18 protein-coding genes are annotated in these 18,015 nt (G+C 71.2%); 8 read left to right on the top strand and 10 right to left on the bottom strand.

Annotated elements, in window-relative coordinates:
* Window positions 1–178: 178 nt before the first annotated feature.
* The 3 genes from ACLJWH_RS35685 to ACLJWH_RS35675 form a co-directional block, all read right to left on the bottom strand.
* A complete protein-coding gene (locus ACLJWH_RS35685) occupies window positions 179–535 on the bottom strand; it encodes a hypothetical protein (protein ID WP_411145948.1) in 357 nt (118 codons plus the stop codon).
* A gap of 52 nt (window positions 536–587) precedes the next feature.
* Window positions 588–1,565 carry a PE-PGRS family protein gene (locus tag ACLJWH_RS35680; protein WP_411145947.1) on the bottom strand — a complete coding sequence of 326 codons (978 nt, stop codon included), beginning with the start codon at window positions 1,563–1,565 and terminating at the stop codon, window positions 588–590.
* Between the two features lie 77 nt (window positions 1,566–1,642).
* Window positions 1,643–1,987, bottom strand: coding sequence for a hypothetical protein (locus ACLJWH_RS35675; protein WP_411145946.1), 345 nt, complete (start codon window positions 1,985–1,987; stop codon window positions 1,643–1,645).
* A gap of 117 nt (window positions 1,988–2,104) precedes the next feature.
* On the opposite strand from ACLJWH_RS35675, the gene ACLJWH_RS35670 reads away from it, so the two are divergent.
* A complete protein-coding gene (locus ACLJWH_RS35670) occupies window positions 2,105–2,725 on the top strand; it encodes a hypothetical protein (protein WP_411145945.1) in 621 nt (206 codons plus the stop codon).
* Window positions 2,726–2,755: 30 nt separating this feature from the next.
* Here ACLJWH_RS35670 and ACLJWH_RS35665 read toward each other — a convergent pair whose 3' ends face one another.
* The 5 genes from ACLJWH_RS35665 to ACLJWH_RS35645 form a co-directional block, all read right to left on the bottom strand.
* Window positions 2,756–4,456, bottom strand: coding sequence for a methylmalonyl-CoA mutase (locus ACLJWH_RS35665; protein WP_411145944.1), 1,701 nt, complete (start codon window positions 4,454–4,456; stop codon window positions 2,756–2,758).
* Window positions 4,457–4,671: 215 nt separating this feature from the next.
* A complete protein-coding gene (locus ACLJWH_RS35660) occupies window positions 4,672–5,004 on the bottom strand; it encodes a DUF3817 domain-containing protein (protein ID WP_411145943.1) in 333 nt (110 codons plus the stop codon).
* A gap of 73 nt (window positions 5,005–5,077) precedes the next feature.
* Window positions 5,078–5,611, bottom strand: coding sequence for a MarR family winged helix-turn-helix transcriptional regulator (locus tag ACLJWH_RS35655; protein ID WP_411145942.1), 534 nt, complete (start codon window positions 5,609–5,611; stop codon window positions 5,078–5,080).
* A 388-nt stretch (window positions 5,612–5,999) separates the two neighbouring features.
* Window positions 6,000–6,320 carry an MTH1187 family thiamine-binding protein gene (locus tag ACLJWH_RS35650; RefSeq protein ID WP_411145941.1) on the bottom strand — a complete coding sequence of 107 codons (321 nt, stop codon included), beginning with the start codon at window positions 6,318–6,320 and terminating at the stop codon, window positions 6,000–6,002.
* Window positions 6,317–6,667 (bottom strand): DUF3817 domain-containing protein, encoded by a 351-nt coding sequence (locus ACLJWH_RS35645; protein WP_411145940.1) that lies wholly within the window; start codon window positions 6,665–6,667, stop codon window positions 6,317–6,319. Before ACLJWH_RS35645 ends, ACLJWH_RS35650 begins: the two co-directional genes overlap by 4 nt.
* 184 nt (window positions 6,668–6,851) lie before the next feature.
* On the opposite strand from ACLJWH_RS35645, the gene ACLJWH_RS35640 reads away from it, so the two are divergent.
* From ACLJWH_RS35640 to ACLJWH_RS35625, 4 genes are all read left to right on the top strand, one after another.
* Window positions 6,852–7,490, top strand: coding sequence for an AIM24 family protein (locus ACLJWH_RS35640; protein ID WP_411145939.1), 639 nt, complete (start codon window positions 6,852–6,854; stop codon window positions 7,488–7,490).
* Window positions 7,490–8,140, top strand: coding sequence for an AIM24 family protein (locus ACLJWH_RS35635; RefSeq protein WP_411145938.1), 651 nt, complete (start codon window positions 7,490–7,492; stop codon window positions 8,138–8,140). The genes ACLJWH_RS35640 and ACLJWH_RS35635 overlap by 1 nt, the downstream gene beginning before the upstream one ends.
* Window positions 8,137–8,910: an AIM24 family protein gene (locus ACLJWH_RS35630; protein WP_411145937.1), complete on the top strand. Its 774-nt coding sequence runs from the start codon at window positions 8,137–8,139 to the stop codon at window positions 8,908–8,910. Before ACLJWH_RS35635 ends, ACLJWH_RS35630 begins: the two co-directional genes overlap by 4 nt.
* Window positions 8,911–9,030: 120 nt before the next feature.
* Complete coding sequence (locus tag ACLJWH_RS35625; RefSeq protein WP_411145936.1) at window positions 9,031–9,507, top strand: MarR family winged helix-turn-helix transcriptional regulator; 477 nt, start codon at window positions 9,031–9,033, stop codon at window positions 9,505–9,507.
* A 118-nt stretch (window positions 9,508–9,625) separates the two neighbouring features.
* On the opposite strand, the gene meaB is transcribed toward ACLJWH_RS35625, so the two are convergent.
* A complete protein-coding gene (meaB, locus tag ACLJWH_RS35620; RefSeq protein WP_411145935.1) occupies window positions 9,626–10,585 on the bottom strand; it encodes a methylmalonyl Co-A mutase-associated GTPase MeaB in 960 nt (319 codons plus the stop codon).
* 72 nt (window positions 10,586–10,657) lie between these two features.
* Window positions 10,658–11,833 carry an acetyl-CoA C-acetyltransferase gene (locus ACLJWH_RS35615; RefSeq protein WP_411145968.1) on the bottom strand — a complete coding sequence of 392 codons (1,176 nt, stop codon included), beginning with the start codon at window positions 11,831–11,833 and terminating at the stop codon, window positions 10,658–10,660.
* Between the two features lie 173 nt (window positions 11,834–12,006).
* Between ACLJWH_RS35615 and mce the strand changes: the two genes are divergently transcribed.
* The 3 genes from mce to ACLJWH_RS35600 all read left to right on the top strand — a co-directional run bounded on the left by mce (window position 12,007) and on the right by ACLJWH_RS35600 (window position 17,962).
* Entirely contained in the window at window positions 12,007–12,447 is a 441-nt protein-coding gene (gene mce / locus ACLJWH_RS35610) for a methylmalonyl-CoA epimerase (RefSeq protein WP_411145934.1), read from the top strand.
* Between the two features lie 209 nt (window positions 12,448–12,656).
* Window positions 12,657–16,907: a polarized growth protein Scy gene (gene scy, locus ACLJWH_RS35605; protein WP_411145933.1), complete on the top strand. Its 4,251-nt coding sequence runs from the start codon at window positions 12,657–12,659 to the stop codon at window positions 16,905–16,907.
* A gap of 116 nt (window positions 16,908–17,023) precedes the next feature.
* The gene (locus tag ACLJWH_RS35600; protein WP_411145932.1) at window positions 17,024–17,962 is read left to right on the top strand and encodes a cellulose-binding protein; all 939 of its coding nucleotides are present in this window, start codon (window positions 17,024–17,026) and stop codon (window positions 17,960–17,962) included.
* The last annotated feature ends 53 nt before the right edge of the window (window positions 17,963–18,015 follow it).

Genomic DNA, 18,015 nt, shown 5'->3' with positions numbered 1-18,015 from the left:
TCGACGCCCCGATCAAGTGCTCACTCACCGTTGCCCGCCAAGGACATCGGACTTGTTCATCCAGTGGATCTTCATCCAGGGGATCTTCATCCAGGGGATCGGGGGCGTCCGCTCCCCCGTGTCTCCGCCGGCCCGGCGACCGGCACCATGGCCCGGCACGCCGCCTGCGGTCGCGGTATCAACCGCGGCCGGCCACCCGCTCGTCCGCGCCCTCGGCGACGGCCGTCCGGACCGCCTGGCGGTCCTGCGGCGACATCGACCGCCACTGGTCGCCGAGACCGGCGAGACCTTCGGTGAGCGCGCGGTGACCGGCCGGGTCGTCGAGGACGTCCTTGATCGCCAGCCGGCCACCGAGCATCTTGCGGGCGAGGTCCTGGAGGGCGGGCGGGGCGGCCGCGTTGTTCCGCACGGCACGGAGGGACGTGGTGAGGTGCTCGTTCTGCTCCTCCGACAGGTCCTGCTCCTCGATGGGGTACTCGCGCTCTCCCGGAGCGGTGGTGTCGTGCCCGCTGTGCCTGTCGTGCCTGTTGTTCATCGGGACGGAACTCCTCTTCACGGATACCGGAACCAGCCGTCGTCGGCCGGTCTCAGCCGAAGGCGTCGCGGACGCGATCGGCCTCGTCCCGGCCGCTGCGGGTGGTGGGCTCGGGCGGCGGCGTGGGAGCGGGGGCCCGGGGCGCGGGCGCCGGCCCGCCGCCCTCACCCGCGGACGGCCTGTCCTTCGTGACGACGCCGGCGACGTTGATGAAGCCTTCGGACTGTTCCTTGCGCCCCGCCCAGATCTGGTCGGCGCCCTCCGAGAGATCGCCGTGCGCGATCGCGTCGACCCCGTGGGCCATCTGAGCGGTGCCGGTGCCGACCTTGGCGATGCCTTCGGCCTTGTCGACGGCGGGCTTGGCCATCGCGTCGAACGCGTCTCTGCCGGAGACCCCCTTCCGCTCCCCGAAGTGGGTCTGGATCCCCTGCGCGACGAGGTTCCCCGCGAGCCCCTTGGCCATGTCCTTGCCCACGTCCTTGATCAGGTCCGTCAGCATCTCGCGGACCTTCTTCACGGCCTTCTGCTCGATGGCCTCCGTGATGGCATGGATGATCTTCTGCTTCGCCTCGTTCAGGATCCGGCGGACGATCATCCTGGTCGTCTGCGTGGCCGCGGCCGCACCGATCTCGGAGGCGCCCAGGGTGACCGGCGCGGCGGCCTGGGCGATGGCGAACTCGATGGCCAGGGCGATGAGCTGGGCGATCACCGCGATCTTCATCGTCAGGACGATCGTGGCCACCGCGTCGAGCGCGAAGGAGAGGATCTCGGCGGCCTCGATGACCTCGTCGAGATAGCCGTCACCGCCGCCCGCGAACTTCTTCCACGCCTCGTCGAAAGCCTCGATCGCCTCACCGGAGTTGGCGCCGCGTACGGCGTTCGCGGCGGCGATACCGTCCGCCTGGTACTGCCGGACGGAGGTGGCGAAAGCGCTCCAGCCTTCCGCCGCCTCCCACATCTTGTCCTCGTCGGCATTGGGCCAGTTGAATCCCAGCAGATCGAGAATCCAGTCGACTTCCGTCGGCAGCATGATGGACAAGCTGGGTCACTCCCCCGAGAAGCGTGTGATGGCGGTGCGTTGGCCGGGCGTACGGATCTGTGACGGCGTCACATCGTCAGATCGGGACGGTTCGCCGCGTACGCGGTGATGGTGTCGTCCTGGGTCTGCTCGGTGAACTCGTACCGGGTGCCCATCTCCTGGAGATTGCTGCCGATCTTGGAGAGCGCCTCGCCGAGGTGCGGCATCGAGTGGGAGATCCCCTCGGCCACTGGCCCGTAGAAGGTGTTGAAGGTACCGACGAAGTCGTCGTCGCCCCAGTTCTCCCCGGGATCCCCACCGATCGCGTCGGCCAACTGGTGGGCGGCCGCGGTGAATCCTGAGCCGATCTGCTCGAAAACGCCACCCTGCGTCTTGAGAACGGCCGGGTCGACGTCGTACCCCGAGCCTGCCATGGAGCCCCCCTGATATCCACTGCCGGTGATCGGATAAACCTTGTGACGTACGGTATCCGACACTCTGCGGGGGTCTTCGTCGCCCCCCCTTGACGACACGAAAGGGAATCTCCCTCAATGCCCCGGTTTTCACTTCCCGCCGCCATCAAGCCATTTCTGGGGCAGTGCGTCGCCTCGCTCACCATCGCGGCTGCCCTGCTCTTCGGCGTCGTGTTCTTCACGAAGGGGCTGACCGCGACAGGCGTCATCGGCACACACGGATCGTTCACGGTCGGCGAGTGCTCCGTGCACAAGGTTTCCAATACCGGCAGAAAGGGCGGGGGCCCACATTCCACGCACACCTTCGACTGCACGGGGACATTCCGCGCGGACGACGGGAAATTCGTCGACGGCAAGGCAGCGATAAACGACGTGGAGAAGCGCTTCCCCGAGGAGGTCGTGCTCCCGGCCCAGAAGGACGAGAGCACTCCCGGCGGGGGTTATCTCATGCGCGGTTCCTGGTCGGCCATTCCCAAATTCCTGGGCGCCTTCACCGGCCTCCTCATCGCCGACATCGCGCTCTTCTTCCTGCTCACGGGTGTGCTCTGGAAAACCGACGGGTCCTGGCAGGCCGTGGGAGCGGCGTGGCGCGCGACCAAGGGCACCGCGACCCGCGTCATCGTGCTCGTCCTCGCGGCGGCGGCCGTCTTCGGGCTCTTCGTCGTCAGCCCCGTCCTCGGAGCCGCGCTCAAGGGGTGAGCGGCCGCGCCCTGCGGCGCGGCCGCTCCCTCAGAATCCGGCCGGCTCGGTGTAGACGCCCCACTCGTCCCGCAGCACTCCGCAGATCTCGCCGAGCGTCGCCTCGGCCCGGACCGCCGCCAGCATCGGCTCGATCATGTTCCCGCCGTCCCGCGCGGCCGCCAGCATCGCCTTGAGCGAAGCCTGCACCCGGGCATCGTCCCGGGCCGCCTTGCGCGCCGCCAGCACTCGTACCTGCTCGCGCTCCACCTCGTGACTGACCCGCAGGATCTCCAGATCGCCGGTGACCGAGCCGTGGTGGCAGTTGACGCCGACCACCCGCTTGTCCCCCTTCTCCAGGGACTGCTGGTAGCGGAAGGCGGATTCGGCGATCTCGCCGGTGAACCAGCCGTCCTCGATACCCCGCAGGATCCCGGAGGTGACCGGCCCGATCGGGTGCTGCCCGCTGGGCACGGCCCGCGCGCCGCGCTCCTTGATCTGGTCGAAGATCTTCTCCGCGTCCGCCTCGATGCGGTCGGTCAGCGACTCGATGAACCACGAACCGCCCAGCGGGTCCGCGACATTGGCGACCCCGGTCTCCTCCATCAGCACCTGCTGGGTGCGCAGCGCGATCTCGGCCGCCTGCTCACTGGGCAGCGCCAGCGTCTCGTCCAGTGCGTTGGTGTGCAGCGAGTTGGTACCGCCGAGCACCGCGGCCAGCGCCTCCACGGCCGTCCGGACGACGTTGTTGTACGGCTGCTGGGCGGTCAGCGACACCCCGGCGGTCTGTGTGTGGAACCGCAGCCACTGCGCCTTCTCGCTCGTCGCGCCGTACACGTCGCGCATCCAGCGGGCCCAGATCCTGCGCGCCGCCCGGAACTTGGCGATCTCCTCGAAGAAATCGAGATGCGCGTCGAAGAAGAACGACAGCCCCGGTGCGAAGGTGTCGACGTCCAGCCCCCGGGAAAGCCCCAGCTCGACGTACCCGAAACCGTCGGCGAGCGTGTACGCCAGCTCCTGCGCGGCCGTCGCCCCCGCCTCGCGGATGTGATAGCCGGAGACCGAGAGCGGCTTGTACGCGGGGATGCCCGCCGCGCAGTGCTCCATGAGGTCGCCGATCAGCCGCAGATGGGGCTCGGGCTGGAAGAGCCACTCCTTCTGGGCGATGTACTCCTTGAAGATGTCCGTCTGGAGGGTGCCGTTGAGCACGCCCGGATCGATGCCCTGCCGCTCGGCCGCGACGAGATACATGCAGAACACCGGCACGGCCGGCCCGCTGATCGTCATCGAGGTCGTGACGTCCCCGAGCGGGATGTCCTGGAACAGCACCTCCATGTCCGCCGCGGAGTCGATGGCGACACCGCAGTGGCCGACCTCGCCGAGCGCGCGCGGGTCGTCGGAGTCCCGCCCCATCAGCGTCGGCATGTCGAAGGCGACGGACAGTCCGCCGCCACCGTTGGCCAGGATCGTCTTGTACCGCTCATTGGTCTGCTCGGCGTTGCCGAACCCGGCGAACTGCCGGATGGTCCAGGTCCGCCCCCGGTAGCCGGTCGGATACAGACCACGCGTGAAGGGGTACTCCCCCGGCCACCCGATCCGCTCGAACCCGTCCACCGTGTCACCGGGCCGGGGCCCGTACACCGGCTCCACGGTGTCGCCCGAGAGCGTGCTGAAGTCCGCATCGCGCTTCCGGGCGGAGTCGTACCGGGCCTGCCAGCGGCGGCGGCCCTCTTCGATCGCGTCAGCGTCCATACCCTCGAATTTACTAGGACGTCCTAGTAAATGTCGATGGCCACCGACAGGAGTCTTCGCCCGGAGGCCCCCCGAGCGGCCCCCAGCCGCTCCGGCCCCCGCCGCGGTACGGAAACCCCGGGCCCCCAGAGCCCCAGCCCCAGCCCCAGCCCCAGCCCCCGGCAACGAAAAACGCGCCCCACCACCGGCAGGGCGCGTAAGAGAACCGGGGCCGCTCAGACCTTGACCGGCTGCGGCGTCCCCTCCGTGACCCGCGGCTCGATCTCCCGCCGGACGTTCCGCTCGACGAAGAACGCCGCCGTGGGGATCGTCCCCGCGACCAGCACCCACAGCAGCTTGCCGAACTTCCACTTCGCCTTGGAGCCCAGGTCGAAGGCGAAGACGAGATAGATGATGAACAGCACACCGTGGATCTGGGACACGACCAGGGTGAGGTCCTTGCCCATCCCAAAGCCGTACTTGAAAACCATGCACAAGCACAGCACCAGCAGCATCACGGCGGTGATGTAGGCCATCACCCGGTAACGGGTCAGGACGCTCTTCTTCATGCCATCGAGCGTAACCGCCCGTTCCGGCCCGATCTTCGCCGCCCCCATCGCCCGGGGACCGCGGTTGACCCGATCAGCCTCTGGCGGCGGACTCCGTGACGTCCTCCGTGAAGTCCCCCGCCGCCACCCGCAACGGCCGCAGCAGCGCGAAGACCTCCCCGCACTCCTCGGCGTCGTACGCCCCGAGCCCGAAGTCCATCGCCATCAGGTCCCGGGTGGCCGCGTCACACACCTCGCGCCCCTTGTCCGTGATGGACGCGAGCGTGCCGCGCCCGTCGTTCGGGTTCGGCCGCTTGGCCACCAGACCGGACTTCACCAGCCGGTCGACGGTGTTCGTCACCGACGTCGGATGCACCATCAACCGCTCACCGATCTTGGACATCGGCAGCTCACCGGCCTTGGAGAAGGTCAGCAGCACCAGCGCCTCGTAGCGCGCGAACGTCAGCCCGTACGGCTTGACCACGGCGTCCACCTCGGCCAGCAGGATCTGCTGGGCGCGCATGATCGAGGTGATCGCGGCCATCGACGGCACGGCGCCCCATCGCTGCTGCCACAGCTCGTCGGCGCGGGCGATGGGATCGAAAGCAAGACTGAGCGGCTTCGGCACGGACCCGACCCTACCCGCCGGTCATATGGTGGTCAGCCCCGTCTCGGACTCCGGGCACACAAACCGGCTCCGCCCCACGGCACCCGCCTCCGCGCCGGTGCCCGCCCCCGCCTCCGCGCCCGCCACCGGCCTCGGCACCGGGCTCGTACGCGCCCTCCCGGAACCGGCCCGCCCGCCGTCCGCCGCACCGCGGCGCTCACCGCCGCCACGCGGACCGCCCCGGCACACCCACGGCCGGCATGACCACTCGAAGGGGTGCCGGCTCGGCGGCTCCGGCCGGCGCCACGTCCAGGCCCGTGATCGTCATTCGCCCCGGTCCGGCACCGGTACGGACCTCAGGTGCCGGACGAGCGCGTGCCGCCGGGCGCCGCCCCGGCGGCGGGGTGGGTCAGGGCAGGTCCGGGGCCGCCGGGCCGCCCGCGGCGAGATAGCACTCCACGGTCTCGACCTTGGTGGTCAGACCGTCCGTGACGCCGGGCCGGATGTCGGCCTTGAGGACCAGGGAGACGCGTCCGGAGCGCGCCTCGACGGCGGCGACCGCGCGCTTGACGACGTCCATGACCTCGTCCCACTCGCCCTCGATGGAGGTGAACATGGCGTCCGTGCGGTGGGGCAGCCCCGACTCGCGGACCACCCGGACCGCGTCGGCGACGTACTCCCCGACGTCCTCGCCGACGCCCAGCGGGCTCACCGAAAAGGCGACGATCATGCGTCCACCGTGCCTTCCTCGCGCGCGTGGGCGGCGGCCACACCGGCCTCTTCCTCGCGCTTGAGGACCTTGTCCCCGTACAGCCCGCCGAAGGGCAGGATCGCGAGCAGGAAGAAGAAGGCGACCCGCTTGACGGGCCACTTGGTGCGGTTCCACACGTCCAGCAGCAGCAGCACGTAGATCACGAACAGCACGCCGTGCAGCATGCCGAGCGGCATCACCAGGGAGTCGTAGTCGAGCGCGATACGGAAACCGGTGCCGAATATCAGCAGCGCCGGGAAGGAGAGCGCCTCCGGAATGGATGCCAGGCGCAGTCGGTGCAGGGCGGCGGCGGTCTTGATGTCCACGGGAACCTCGTTCGGGTGGCAGGGGCAGGCAGCGTTCCTGGTGCCGGACCGCTGGTGCCGGGGATTGCTTGTGCAAGAGTTCACAAACTCCGCCCCATTGTTACAGCCGTCCCGGCGATCAACGCGTGCGGGGTCCGGGGCCCTGGGCCTGCCCCGCGGGGCCCCGGCCGACTACGGTCGGGGCGTGGCTCAGTTTCGGCTCCAGGGAAGCAAGGTGCTCGCCGTCGACATGGCGGGCGACGCAGTCAAGGCGAAGAACGGTGCGATGGTCGCGTACGACGGCCGGATGACATTCAAGAAGAAGACCGGCGGCGGCGAAGGGCTGCGCGGTCTGGTCACCCGGCGCCTCACGGGTGAGCAGATGGCCGTGATGGAGGTGATGGGCAAGGGGACCTGCTATTTCGCCGACCGCGCGAGCGAGATCAATCTGGTGGAGTTGCGGGGCGAGAAGCTGTACGTCGAGGCGAGCAATCTGCTGTGCACGGACGCGGCGCTGCGCACCGGCACGACCTTCACCGGGCTGCGCGGCGCGGCGCAGGGCAACGGTCTGTTCACCACCACCGTCGAGGGCCGCGGCCAGGCCGCGATCACCTCCGACGGTCCCGCGGTGGTGCTGCGGGTCACCCGGGAGTATCCGCTCCAGGTCGACCCGGGCGCGTACGTCGCGCACACCGGCGACCTCAAACAGCACTTCCAGTCCGGGGTGAATCTCGGCACGTTCCTGGGTGAGGGCTCCGGCGAGGCGTTCCAGATCCGTTTCGAGGGCGAGGGCCTGGTGTACGTGCAGCCCAGCGAGCGCAACACCCTGGGCGGTGAGCTCTGATGCCGTTCACGGTGATCAACTCCCGCATGGTGGAGGCCCGGATCGGGCCGGGCGAGCGGCTGTACAGCCAGCGCGGCGCGATGCTCGCCTACCGTGGCGAGGTCTCCTTCACCCCGAACATCCAGGGCGGCCAGGGCGGCATCGGCTCGATGCTCGGCCGCCGGATCGCCGGCGAGGCCACCCCGCTGATGACAGTAGAAGGCAGTGGCACGGTGATGTTCGGTCACGGCGGCCATCACATCCACATCGTCGACCTGACGGGCGAGACCCTCTATGTCGAGGCCGACCGGCTGCTCGCCTTCGACGGCTCGCTCCGGCAGGGCACGATGTTCCTGGGGTCGCAGGGCGGGGTGATGGGCATGGTGCGCGGCCAGTTCACCGGGCAGGGCCTGTTCACCACCACGCTCCAGGGGCACGGCTCGACCGCGGTGATGGCGCACGGCGGCGTCATCGAACTGCCGATCACGCCGCAGCGCACGGTGCACGTCGACCCGCAGGCGTATGTCGCGCACCGCGGGGATGTCCAGAACAAACTGTCCACGGCGCTCGGCTGGCGCGAGATGGTCGGCCGCGGCTCGGGCGAGGGCTTCCAGCTGGAGCTGTCGGGCGAGGGCACCGTCTACGTACAGGCGTCGGAGGAGAAGCTGTGACCGGTCCCGTCGTCCACGACATCCACACGCTGCCGAGCGATGACAACGTCAACGAGTACGCCTTCAGCGTGGCGCTCGACGGCCAGTGGTTCCTGCAAAAGGGAAAGATGATCGCCTACTACGGGCGGATCGACTTCCACGGCATCGGGCACGGCCCCCTGGACCGGCTGATCGCCCACAGCTTCCATTCGCCACTGCACGCCGCGGACTGGGTCGTCGCCGAGGGCCGGGGCAAGATGCTCCTCGCCGACCGGGCCTTCGACGTGAACTCCTACGACCTCGATGAGGGCAACCTCACGATTCGCTCCGGCAATCTGCTCGCCTTTCAGCCATCTCTGTCGCTGAAGCAGTCGATCATCCCGGGCTTCCTCACCCTCATCGGCACGGGCAAGTTCGTGGCCGCCTCGAACGGTCCGGTGGTCTTCGCCGAACCGCCGATCCGGGTCGATCCGCAGGCGCTCGTCGGCTGGGCGGACTGCCCGTCCCCCTGTCACCACTACGACCACCGGTACCTGCGGGGATTCCTGGGCGAGGTACGGGCGCACACCGGTCTCGGCGGGGCCTCCGGCGAGGAGCACCAGTTCGAGTTCGTCGGGGCCGGCACGGTTCTGCTCCAGTCCACCGAGCAGCTGATGCCGGAGCTGGCGACCGGCGCGACGGTGACCGCGGAGGGCGTACCGGGCGGGGGCGTACCAGCTCCGCAAAGTGGCTCACAACCGCCGCAGTTGCCCGGCAACCTCGGGGGGCTCCAGCGCCGCTTCGGGCTGTGAGCGGTAGTCTGCGGACGGTGACTTCGAACGCCTGACCGTCACCCCGGCGCCCGGCCGGTTGGTTTCTGCCAATCACGGCATATTAATTCATTTTTCAACTTTCACGGGTAGAATTCATCCATGACGACCGACAGCGACACCCCCTGGCTGACCGACCAGGAGCAGCGTGCCTGGCGCACTCATCTGGACGTCAGCAGGCTGCTGATGCACCAACTGGAGCGCGACCTACAGCCGTTCGGCCTCACGAACAACGACTACGAGATCCTGGTCAACCTCTCCGAGGCCGAGGACCGCCGGCTGCGGATGAGCGATCTGGCGGCCGGCACCCTCCAGTCCAAGAGCCGGCTCTCGCACCAGATCACCCGCATGGAGAACGCCGGTCTGGTCCGCCGCGAGAGCTGCGAGTCGGACCGCCGCGGGCTGTACGCCGTGCTGACCGACGAGGGCTGGGAGACCATGCGCCGGGTCGCCCCGCACCATGTCGCGTCGGTGCGCAAGCACTTCATCGACCTGTTCACCCCCGAGGACCTCAACGCCCTGCGGGCCTCGCTCACCCCGGTGGCCGAGCACCTGCGCGAGCGCCGCGGCAGCCTCTGACGCGACAGCCGGTCCGGCCGGGGCCCCGCCGGGCCGCGGCCGGGCCCTTGGCCGAGGATCTCCGCCAAGGGCCCCGCCGGGCGCGTCCGGGGCCGGTGGCCCGGTCGGGCCCCGCTCCTCAGCCGCCGTTCGTCAGCCCCTCCACCAGCTCGTCCGCGGCGCGGTACGGATCCGACCCGCCGTCCACGATCCGCTCCGCCAGCGCGTCCAGCCGCCGGTCCCCGCTCAGGTCGCCGATCCGCTCCCGCAGCGCCGTCACCGCGATCGTCTCGACCTCCCGCGCCGCGCGCGCCCGCCGCCGCTGCCGCAGGACGCCCCGCTCCTCCATCCAGGCCCGGTGCTTCTCCAGGGCCTCGACCACCTCGTCGATGCCCTCGCCCCGCGCCGCGACCGTCTTGACGATCGGCGGCCGCCAGTCGCCCGGCGCCCGCGCCTCGCCCAGCCCCAGCATGTGGTTGAGCTCCCGCGCGGTGGCGTCCGCGCCGTCCCGGTCCGCCTTGTTGACGACGTAGACATCGCCGATCTCCAGGATCCCGGCCTTGGCCGCCTGGATGCCGTCCCCCATCCCCGGGGCCAGCAGCACCACGCTCGTATCGGCCTGCGAGGCGATCTCCACCTCGGACTGGCCGACCCCGACCGTCTCGACCAGCACCACATCGCAGCCCGCCGCGTCCAGCACCCGGATCGCCTGCGGCGCGGCCCAGGCCAGACCGCCCAGATGTCCGCGGGTGGCCATCGAGCGGATGTAGACGCCCGGGTCCGACGCGTGCTCGGTCATCCGCACCCGGTCACCGAGCAGCGCGCCGCCGGAGAACGGCGAGGACGGGTCGACGGCGAGCACCCCGACCCGCTTGCCGGCCTTGCGGTACGCGCTCACCAGCGCCGAGGTGGTGGTGGACTTCCCGACACCCGGTGAGCCGGTCAGCCCGACCACATAGGCGCTTCCGGTGAGCGGCGCCAGCGCGGCCATCACCTCGCGCAGCTCCGGCGCCGCCCCCTCCACGAGGGAGATCAGCCGGGCCACCGCCCGGGGCCGGCCCTGCCGTGCCTGCTCCACCAGTTGCGGGACGTCCACCATCGGCTCAGCTCCTCCACTCGTACGCGCTTGTCTGCCCGCGACCGCTCATCCGCGACGCGAAAGGCCGGGACGTCACTTGCCCGGGACGCGGATGATCAGCGCGTCGCCCTGTCCGCCGCCGCCGCACAGGGCCGCCGCGCCCACGCCGCCGCCGCGCCGCCGCAGCTCCAGCGCGAGGTGCAGCACGAGCCGGGCCCCGGACATGCCGATCGGGTGGCCCAGCGCGATGGCGCCGCCGTTGACGTTCACCTTTTCCGGCGAGACCCCGAGGTCCTTCATTGACTGCACGGCAACCGCCGCGAACGCCTCGTTGATCTCGATCAGATCAAGATCCTCGACGCTCAGTCCCGCCTTGCCGAGCGCGTGCTCGATCGCGTGCGAGGGCTGCGACTGGAGCGAGTTGTCCGGGCCCGCGACATTGCCGTGCGCACCGATCTCGGCGATCCACTCCAGGCCGAGCTCCTCGGCCCTGGCCCGGCTCATCACGACGACGGCGGCCGCGCCGTCGGAGATCTGCGAGGAGGTGCCGGCGGTGATCGTGCCGTCCTTGGTGAACGCCGGGCGCAGCTTGCCGAGCGTCTCGGTGGTGGTCTCCGCGCGGATCCCCTCGTCCTGGCGGAAAATCACCGGCTCGCCCTTGCGCTGCGGGATCTCGACCGGGGTGATCTCCGCCTCGAAGATCCCGTTCTTCTGCGCCGCCGCGGCCCGCTGGTGGGAGCGTGCGGCCACCTCGTCCTGCTCGGCGCGGGCGATGCCGAGGCGGCCGTTGTGCCGCTCGGTCGACTCCCCCATCGCGATGCCCTCGTACGCGTCGGTGAGGCCGTCGTGCGCCATCGAGTCGAGCATCTCCACCGCCCCGTACTTGAACCCCTCACGGGACTTGGGCAGCAGGTGCGGCGCGTTGGTCATCGACTCCTGGCCGCCCGCGACGATCACGTCGAACTCCCCGGCGCGGATCAGCTGGTCGGCCAGCGCGATGGCGTCGAGACCGGAGAGGCAGACCTTGTTGACGGTCAGCGCCGGGACGCTCATCGGGATGCCGGCCTTGACCGCGGCCTGCCGGGCGGGGATCTGCCCGGCGCCGGCCTGAAGGACCTGTCCCATGATCACGTACTGGACCTGGTCACCGCCGATACCCGCCCGGTCCAGCGCCGCCCTGATGGCCACCGCGCCCAGGTCCGCGCCCGAGAAGGTCCGCAGGGACCCCAGGAGACGGCCCATGGGGGTGCGCGCTCCCGCCACGATCACTGAAGTGGTGCCGTTCGTGCCGTTCGTTGCAGACATGCGGTGCGGCCTTCCTTTGCAGGGAAGTTAACGAGGGTTCCCGTCAATGTACTGAGCGGTACCCGCCGGGTCACCGGGAAGTGGGTGTGATCGCGCGCACGTTGCGTAACCAGCCGTGCGAGCGGTGCACTGGAACCATGCTGACGCGAATCGACCACATCGGGATCGCCTGTTTCGACCTCGACAAGACCGTCGACTTCTACCGTGCCACGTACGGCTTCGAGGTGTGTCATTCCGAGATCAACGAAGAGCAGGGCGTCCGGGAGGCGATGCTCAAGATCAACGAAACATCGGACGGCGGCGCCTCCTATCTCCAGCTTCTGGAGCCCACCCGCGAGGACTCGGCGGTGGGCAAGTGGCTGGCCAAGAACGGCGAGGGTGTGCATCACATCGCCTTCGGCACCGCGGACGTGGACGGCGACGCGCAGGCCGTCCGCGACAAGGGCGTCCGGGTGCTGTACGACGAGCCCCGGACCGGCAGTATGGGGTCCCGGATCACCTTCCTGCACCCCAAGGACTGCCACGGTGTGCTGACCGAACTCGTCACCGCCGCGTCCCCCACCGCGACAGACCACTGACCTTCACGTTCCCCGGCCGGTAGAGTGCAGCCGCGGCCGGGGTACGGGATGGGGCTCGGTCCATGCTCTGCCGATGATCTGACACCATTTCTTCGGAAAGGGTCGGCTCCACCGCGAGCGAATCCGGTACGACATGACGTGTATGGGACGAGTCGCGAGAAGGACGGAGCCGGCCGCCACCATGACCAGGGGACGGATGGGACCGCGCAGTGCGGGGCAACGACCGCTACGAGGCTGACGATCACCTCTCGCAGTTCGAAGCCGAGATGGAGCGGCTGAAGACCCAGCGGGACAAGGCCGTCCAGCACGCCGACGATCTCGGCTATCAGGTCGAGGTGCTGCGCGCCAAGCTCCACGAGGCGCGCCGCAACCTCGCGACCCGTCCTGCCTACGACAACGTCAGCCATCAGGCCGACCAGCTGCTGCGCAACGCCCAGATCCAGGCCGACCAGTTGCGCGCGGACTCCGAGCGCGAGCTGCGCGAGGCCCGTGCGCAGACCCAGCGGCTGTTGCAGGAGCAGGCCGAGCGGCAGGCCCGGCTGGAGGCGGAGCTGCACGCGGAGGCGGTCGGCCGCCGGCAGCGGCTGGACGAGGAGCTCAACGAGCGCCGCCAGACCGTCGAATCGCACGTCAACGAGAACGTCGCCTGGGCCGAGCAGCTGCGGGCCCGTACGGAGTCCCAGGCCCGCCGCCTGATGGAGGAGTCCCGGGCGGAGGCCGAACAGTCGCTGGGCGCCGCGCGCGCCGAGGCACAGCGGCTGGCGGAGCGGGCCCGTGAGCGGCTGGGCGCCGAGGCCGAACAGGCCCGCGCCGAAGCGGAAAGCATTTTGCGCCGGGCGCGTTCGGACGCCGAGCGGCTGCTGGCCGCCGCGTCCAGCCAGGCCCAGGAGGCCACGGACCAGGCCGAGCAGCTGCGCACCAGCGCCGGCAGCGAGTCCGAGGAGGCGCGCCGGCAGGCCGCCGAGCTGACCCGCACGGCCGAGGCGCGCATCCAGGAGGCGGACGCCGCGCTGCGCGAGGCGCGGGCCGCGGCGGAGAAGCTGGTCGACGAGGCGCAGCAGAGCGCCACCAAGCGGCTTTCGGCCGCCGAGTCCGAGAACGAGCAGCGCACCCGTACGGCCAAGGCGGAGATCGCGCGGCTGGTCGGCGAGGCGACGAAGGAGGCCGAGGACCTCAGGGCCGAGGCCGAGCAGCTGCGCGCGGACGCCCGCGCGGAGTCCGAGCGGCTGATCGCCGAGGCGCAGGAGAGCGCGCGGTCCAAGGCGGCGGAGGATTCCGCGGCGCAGCTGGCGAAGGCGGCGCGGACCGCGGAGGAGGTGCTGACCAAGGCGTCCGAGGAGGCCAAGGCCACCACCAAGGCCGCCGCCGAGGAGGCCGAGCGGCTGCGCCGGGAGGCCGAGACCGAGGCGGACCGGCTCCGCGAGGAGGCGCACGACACCGCGGCGCAGCTCAAGGGCGCGGCGAAGGACGACACGAAGGAGTACCGCGCCAAGACCGCCGAGCTCCAGGAGGAGGCCCGCCGGCTGCGCGGCGAGGCGGAGCAGCTGCGGGCGGACGCGGTCGCCGAGGGCGAGCGGATCCGCGGCGAGGCCCGCCGGGAGGCCGTCCAGCAGATCGAGGAGGCGGCCGGTACCGCCGAGGAGCTGCTGACCAAGGCCAAGGCCGATGCCGAGGAGACCCGTTCGAGCGCCGGCACCGAGAGCGAGCGGGTGCGGACCGAGGCCACCGAGCGCGCCACGGCGCTGCGCCGGCAGGCCGAGGAGGTGCTGGAGAAGGCCCGTACGGAGGCCGAGGAGCTGCTCTTCGAGGGCGCCCAGGCCGCCGAGACGGTGACGACGGAGGCGGAGGAGTCCGCCGAGCGGCTGCGGGCCGAGGCCGAGCAGGCCGCCGCGGAGCGGCAGGCCGAGGCGCAGGCCGAACTCGACCGGCTGCACACTGAGGCGTCGGACAAGGTCGCCGCCGCCGAGGAGGCGCTGCGCGAGGCCCGCGCGGAGGCGGAGCGGCTGCGCCGGGAGTCGCAGGAGGAGGCGGCCCGGCTCAAGTCGGAGTCCGCCGAGCGGATCCGTACCTCGCAGCAGCAGGCCGAGGAGGAGACCGAGCGGCTGCGCACGGAGGCGGCCGCGGACGCCGCGGCGGCGCGTGCCGAGGGCGAGTCGGTGGCCGGGCGGCTGCGCACCGAGGCGACGGCCGAGGCGGCGCGCCTGAAGGAGGCGGCGCAGGAGACCGCCGACCGGGTGCGCGCGGAGGCGGCGGCGGCGGCCGAGCGCACGGGGACGGAGGCGGCCCAGGAGCTGGCCGCGGCCCAGGAGGAGGCGGCCCGGCGGCGCCGGGAGGCCGAGCAGCTGCTGGGCGAGGCCCGCGAGGAGGCCCACCAGGAGCGCACCGCGGCGCAGGAGCAGAGCGAAGAGCTGCTGGCGTCGGCCCGTACCCGGGTGAGCGAGGCGCAGGCGGAGGCGGAGCGGCTGGTCGAGGAGGCGGACCGGCGCGCGAACGAGCTGGTGGCGACGGCCGAGACGACCGCCCAGCAGGTACGGGACGCGGTCGCGGGGCTGCACGAGCAGGCCGACGAGGAGATCGCCGGGCTGCGTTCGGCGGCCGAGCACGCCGCGGAGCGCACCAAGTCCGAGGCGCAGGAGGAGGCGGACCGGGTCCGCGCCGACGCGCACGACGAGCGCGAGCGCGCCACGGCCGACGCGGCGCGGGTGCGCAGTGAGGCGCAGGAGGCTTCGGAGGCTGCCAAGTCCCTTGCGGAGCGGGCGGTTTCGGAGGCCATCGAGGAGGCCGAGGGGCTGCGCGCGGAGGCGGCCGAGGTACTGGAGACGGCGCGCAAGGACGCCGAATCGGTGCGCGCGGACGCCGCGGAGCAGGCCGGCCGCCTGGTGTCGGAGGCGACCGCGCAGGCGGAGAAGCTGGTCACGGACGCGTCGGCGAAGGCGCAGCAGCTGCGTACTGACGCGTCGGACGCGCTGGCGTCCGGTGAGCAGGACGCGGCACGGGCCCGTGCGGAGGCGCGGGACGACGCCAACCGGATGCGGTCGGACGCCGCCGAGCAGGTCGACCGGCTGCTCACCGAGGCGCGCGCGGAGGCCGAACGGATCGTCACCGAGGCCGCCGAGCTGACGTCTTCGGCGCAGGAGGACGCGGACCGTACGGTCGAGGAGGGCGAGCGGGCCGCCAACCGGCTGCGGACGGACGGCGAGAAGCAGGCGCTCGCGATGGTCCGGGAGGCGACCGAGGCCGCGGAGCGGCTGCGGGCCGAGGCGGCCGAGGTGCTGGAGACGGCGCGTGCCGAGGCGGAGCGCAGCGGCGACCAGGCACGCGAGGCGGCGAACAAGACCCGTTCGGACGCTGCGGCGCAGGCCGACGAGCTGATCGCGGAGGCCACCGCGGAGGCCGGGCGGCTGGGCGCGGAGGCGGCGGAGACCTCCGCGGCGGCCGACCGGGACGCGGACCGCACCCGGGCCGACGCCCGCGAGCAGGCGGACCGGATGATCGCGACGGCCACCGGGGAGGCGGACCGGCTGCGGGCGGACGCGGCCGAGACGGTCACCTCCGCGCAGGAGCACGCCAACCGCACCCGCGCCGAGTCCGCGAAGGTCGAGGCGGACGCCACCGCGGAGGCGGAGCGGCTGCGGGCCGAGGCGCGGCAGGAGGCGGACCGGCTGCTGGACGAGGCCCGCGCGGACGCCGCCAAGCGCCGCGCGGACGCCGCGGAGCAGGCCGACCAGCTCGTCGCGAAGGCCCAGGAGGAGGCGCTGCGCGCCGCCGCGGCGGCCGAGGAGCAGGCGGACGCGATGGTCGGGGCGGCCCGCAAGGAGGCCGACCGGATCGTCATGGAGGCGACGGTGGCGGGCAACACGCGGGTGGAGAAGGCCCGTACGGACGCGAACACGCTGCTGGCCGAGGCCCGTGGGGACGCCACGGCGATAAGGGACCGCACGGAGGAGCTGCGGACGCGGATCGAGAGCGAGGTCGAGGAGCTGCACGACCGGGCCCGCCGCGAGGCGTCGGAGGCGATGAAGAATGCCGGCGAGCGCGTCGACAAGCTCATCGCGCAGGCCACCGCGCAGCAGACGGAGGCCGAGGAGAAGGCCGAGCAGCTGCTGTCGAAGGCGAACAGCGAGGCGAGCAAGGTCCGGATCGCGGCGGTGAAGAAGGCCGAGACCCTCATCAAGGAGGCCGAGAACAAGAAGGCCGAGGCCGTGCGCGACGCGGACCGCAGGCGCGCCGAGGCCGAGGCGGAGGCGACCAGGATCGTCGACGAGGGCAAACACGAGCTGGAGGTCCTGGCGCGCCGGCGCAAGGACATCAACACCGAGATCTCCCGCGTCCAGGATGTGCTGGAGGCGCTGGAGTCGTTCGAGACGCCCACGGGGGGCGCGGAAGGCAAGGGCGGCGGCACGAAGGCCGCCGCGGGCGCGGGGGCAACTCGTTCGAGTGGCAAGCAGTCCGAGGGGTAGCCACTCAAATGAGGGGTCATTCTCCACAACAAACGTGCATTGACTCGATGACACGCCGTTAAGGCCCCTAGGATTCCCCTTAAAACACCTCACCGGTCTCTTTCGACAGGAACCCCATGAGCGACACTTCCTCCCCTTTCGGCTTCGAGCTCGTGCGGCGTGGATACGACCGCGGTCAGGTGGACGACCGCATTACGAAGCTCGTCGCCGATCGTGACAGTGCTCTGGCCCGCATCACCTCACTGGAGAAGCGGATCGAGGAGCTGCACCTCGAAACGCAGAACGCCCAGGCCCAGGTCAATGACGCGGAGCCGTCCTACGCGGGCCTCGGTGCGCGCGTGGAGAAGATCCTCCGGCTGGCCGAGGAGGAGGCCAAGGATCTGCGTGAGGAGGCCCGGCGGGCCGCCGAGCAGCACCGCGAGCTGGCCGAGTCGTCCGCCCAGCAGGTCCGTAACGACGCCGAGCAGTTCGCCTCCGAGCGCAAGTCGAAGGCGGAGGACGAGGGCGCCCGGATCGTCGAGAAGGCCAAGGGCGAGGCGTCCACGCTGCGCTCCGAGGCCCAGAAGGACGCGCAGTCCAAGCGTGAGGAGGCGGAGAGCCTCTTCGAGGAGACCCGCGCCAAGGCCGCGCAGGCCGCCGCCGACTTCGAGACCAATCTCGCCAAGCGCCGGGAGCAGTCCGAGCGCGACCTGGCCTCCCGTCAGGCCAAGGCGGAGAAGCGTCTCGCGGAGATCGAGCACCGCGCCGAGCAGCTGCGGCTGGAGGCCGAGAAGCTGCGGACGGACGCGGAGCGCCGGGCCCGCCAGACGGTGGAGACCGCACAGCGCCAGGCCGAGGACATCGTGGCCGACGCCAATGCCAAGGCCGACCGGATCCGCAGCGAGTCGGAGCGCGAGCTGGCGGCGCTGACGAACCGCCGCGACTCCATCAACGCGCAGCTGACGAACGTCCGCGAGATGCTGGCGACGCTGACCGGTGCGGCCGTCGCCGCGGCCGGTTCCCCGGGCGAGGACGAGACCCTCACCCGCGGCGTCCCGGCCCAGCAGTCCCGCTGACGCGTCGGCCGCAGGCCGCGCGGAACTGATTCCCGGCGCCCCCGTACCGCCCC

It is taken from the genome of Streptomyces sp. x-80 (assembly GCF_046549095.1).
Classification (GTDB): Bacteria; Actinomycetota; Actinomycetes; order Streptomycetales; family Streptomycetaceae; genus Streptomyces; species Streptomyces celluloflavus.
The sequence above is the reverse complement of the archived record's forward strand: the minus strand, read 5'-3'. Positions and strand labels throughout refer to the sequence as shown.

Excerpts from the sequence above, each read along its gene's own strand:
- ACLJWH_RS35685 (WP_411145948.1), bottom strand. The coding sequence starts at position 535 with ATGAACAACAGGCACGACAGGCACAGCGGGCACGACACCACCGCTCCG.
- ACLJWH_RS35680 (WP_411145947.1), bottom strand. The coding sequence starts at position 1,565 with ATGCTGCCGACGGAAGTCGACTGGATTCTCGATCTGCTGGGATTCAAC.
- ACLJWH_RS35675 (WP_411145946.1), bottom strand. The coding sequence starts at position 1,987 with ATGGCAGGCTCGGGGTACGACGTCGACCCGGCCGTTCTCAAGACGCAG.
- ACLJWH_RS35670 (WP_411145945.1), top strand. The coding sequence starts at position 2,105 with ATGCCCCGGTTTTCACTTCCCGCCGCCATCAAGCCATTTCTGGGGCAG.
- ACLJWH_RS35665 (WP_411145944.1), bottom strand. The coding sequence starts at position 4,456 with ATGGACGCTGACGCGATCGAAGAGGGCCGCCGCCGCTGGCAGGCCCGG.
- ACLJWH_RS35660 (WP_411145943.1), bottom strand. The coding sequence starts at position 5,004 with ATGAAGAAGAGCGTCCTGACCCGTTACCGGGTGATGGCCTACATCACC.
- ACLJWH_RS35650 (WP_411145941.1), bottom strand. The coding sequence starts at position 6,320 with ATGATCGTCGCCTTTTCGGTGAGCCCGCTGGGCGTCGGCGAGGACGTC.
- ACLJWH_RS35635 (WP_411145938.1), top strand. The coding sequence starts at position 7,490 with ATGCCGTTCACGGTGATCAACTCCCGCATGGTGGAGGCCCGGATCGGG.
- ACLJWH_RS35625 (WP_411145936.1), top strand. The coding sequence starts at position 9,031 with ATGACGACCGACAGCGACACCCCCTGGCTGACCGACCAGGAGCAGCGT.
- meaB (WP_411145935.1), bottom strand. The coding sequence starts at position 10,585 with ATGGTGGACGTCCCGCAACTGGTGGAGCAGGCACGGCAGGGCCGGCCC.
- mce (WP_411145934.1), top strand. The coding sequence starts at position 12,007 with ATGCTGACGCGAATCGACCACATCGGGATCGCCTGTTTCGACCTCGAC.
- ACLJWH_RS35600 (WP_411145932.1), top strand. The coding sequence starts at position 17,024 with ATGAGCGACACTTCCTCCCCTTTCGGCTTCGAGCTCGTGCGGCGTGGA.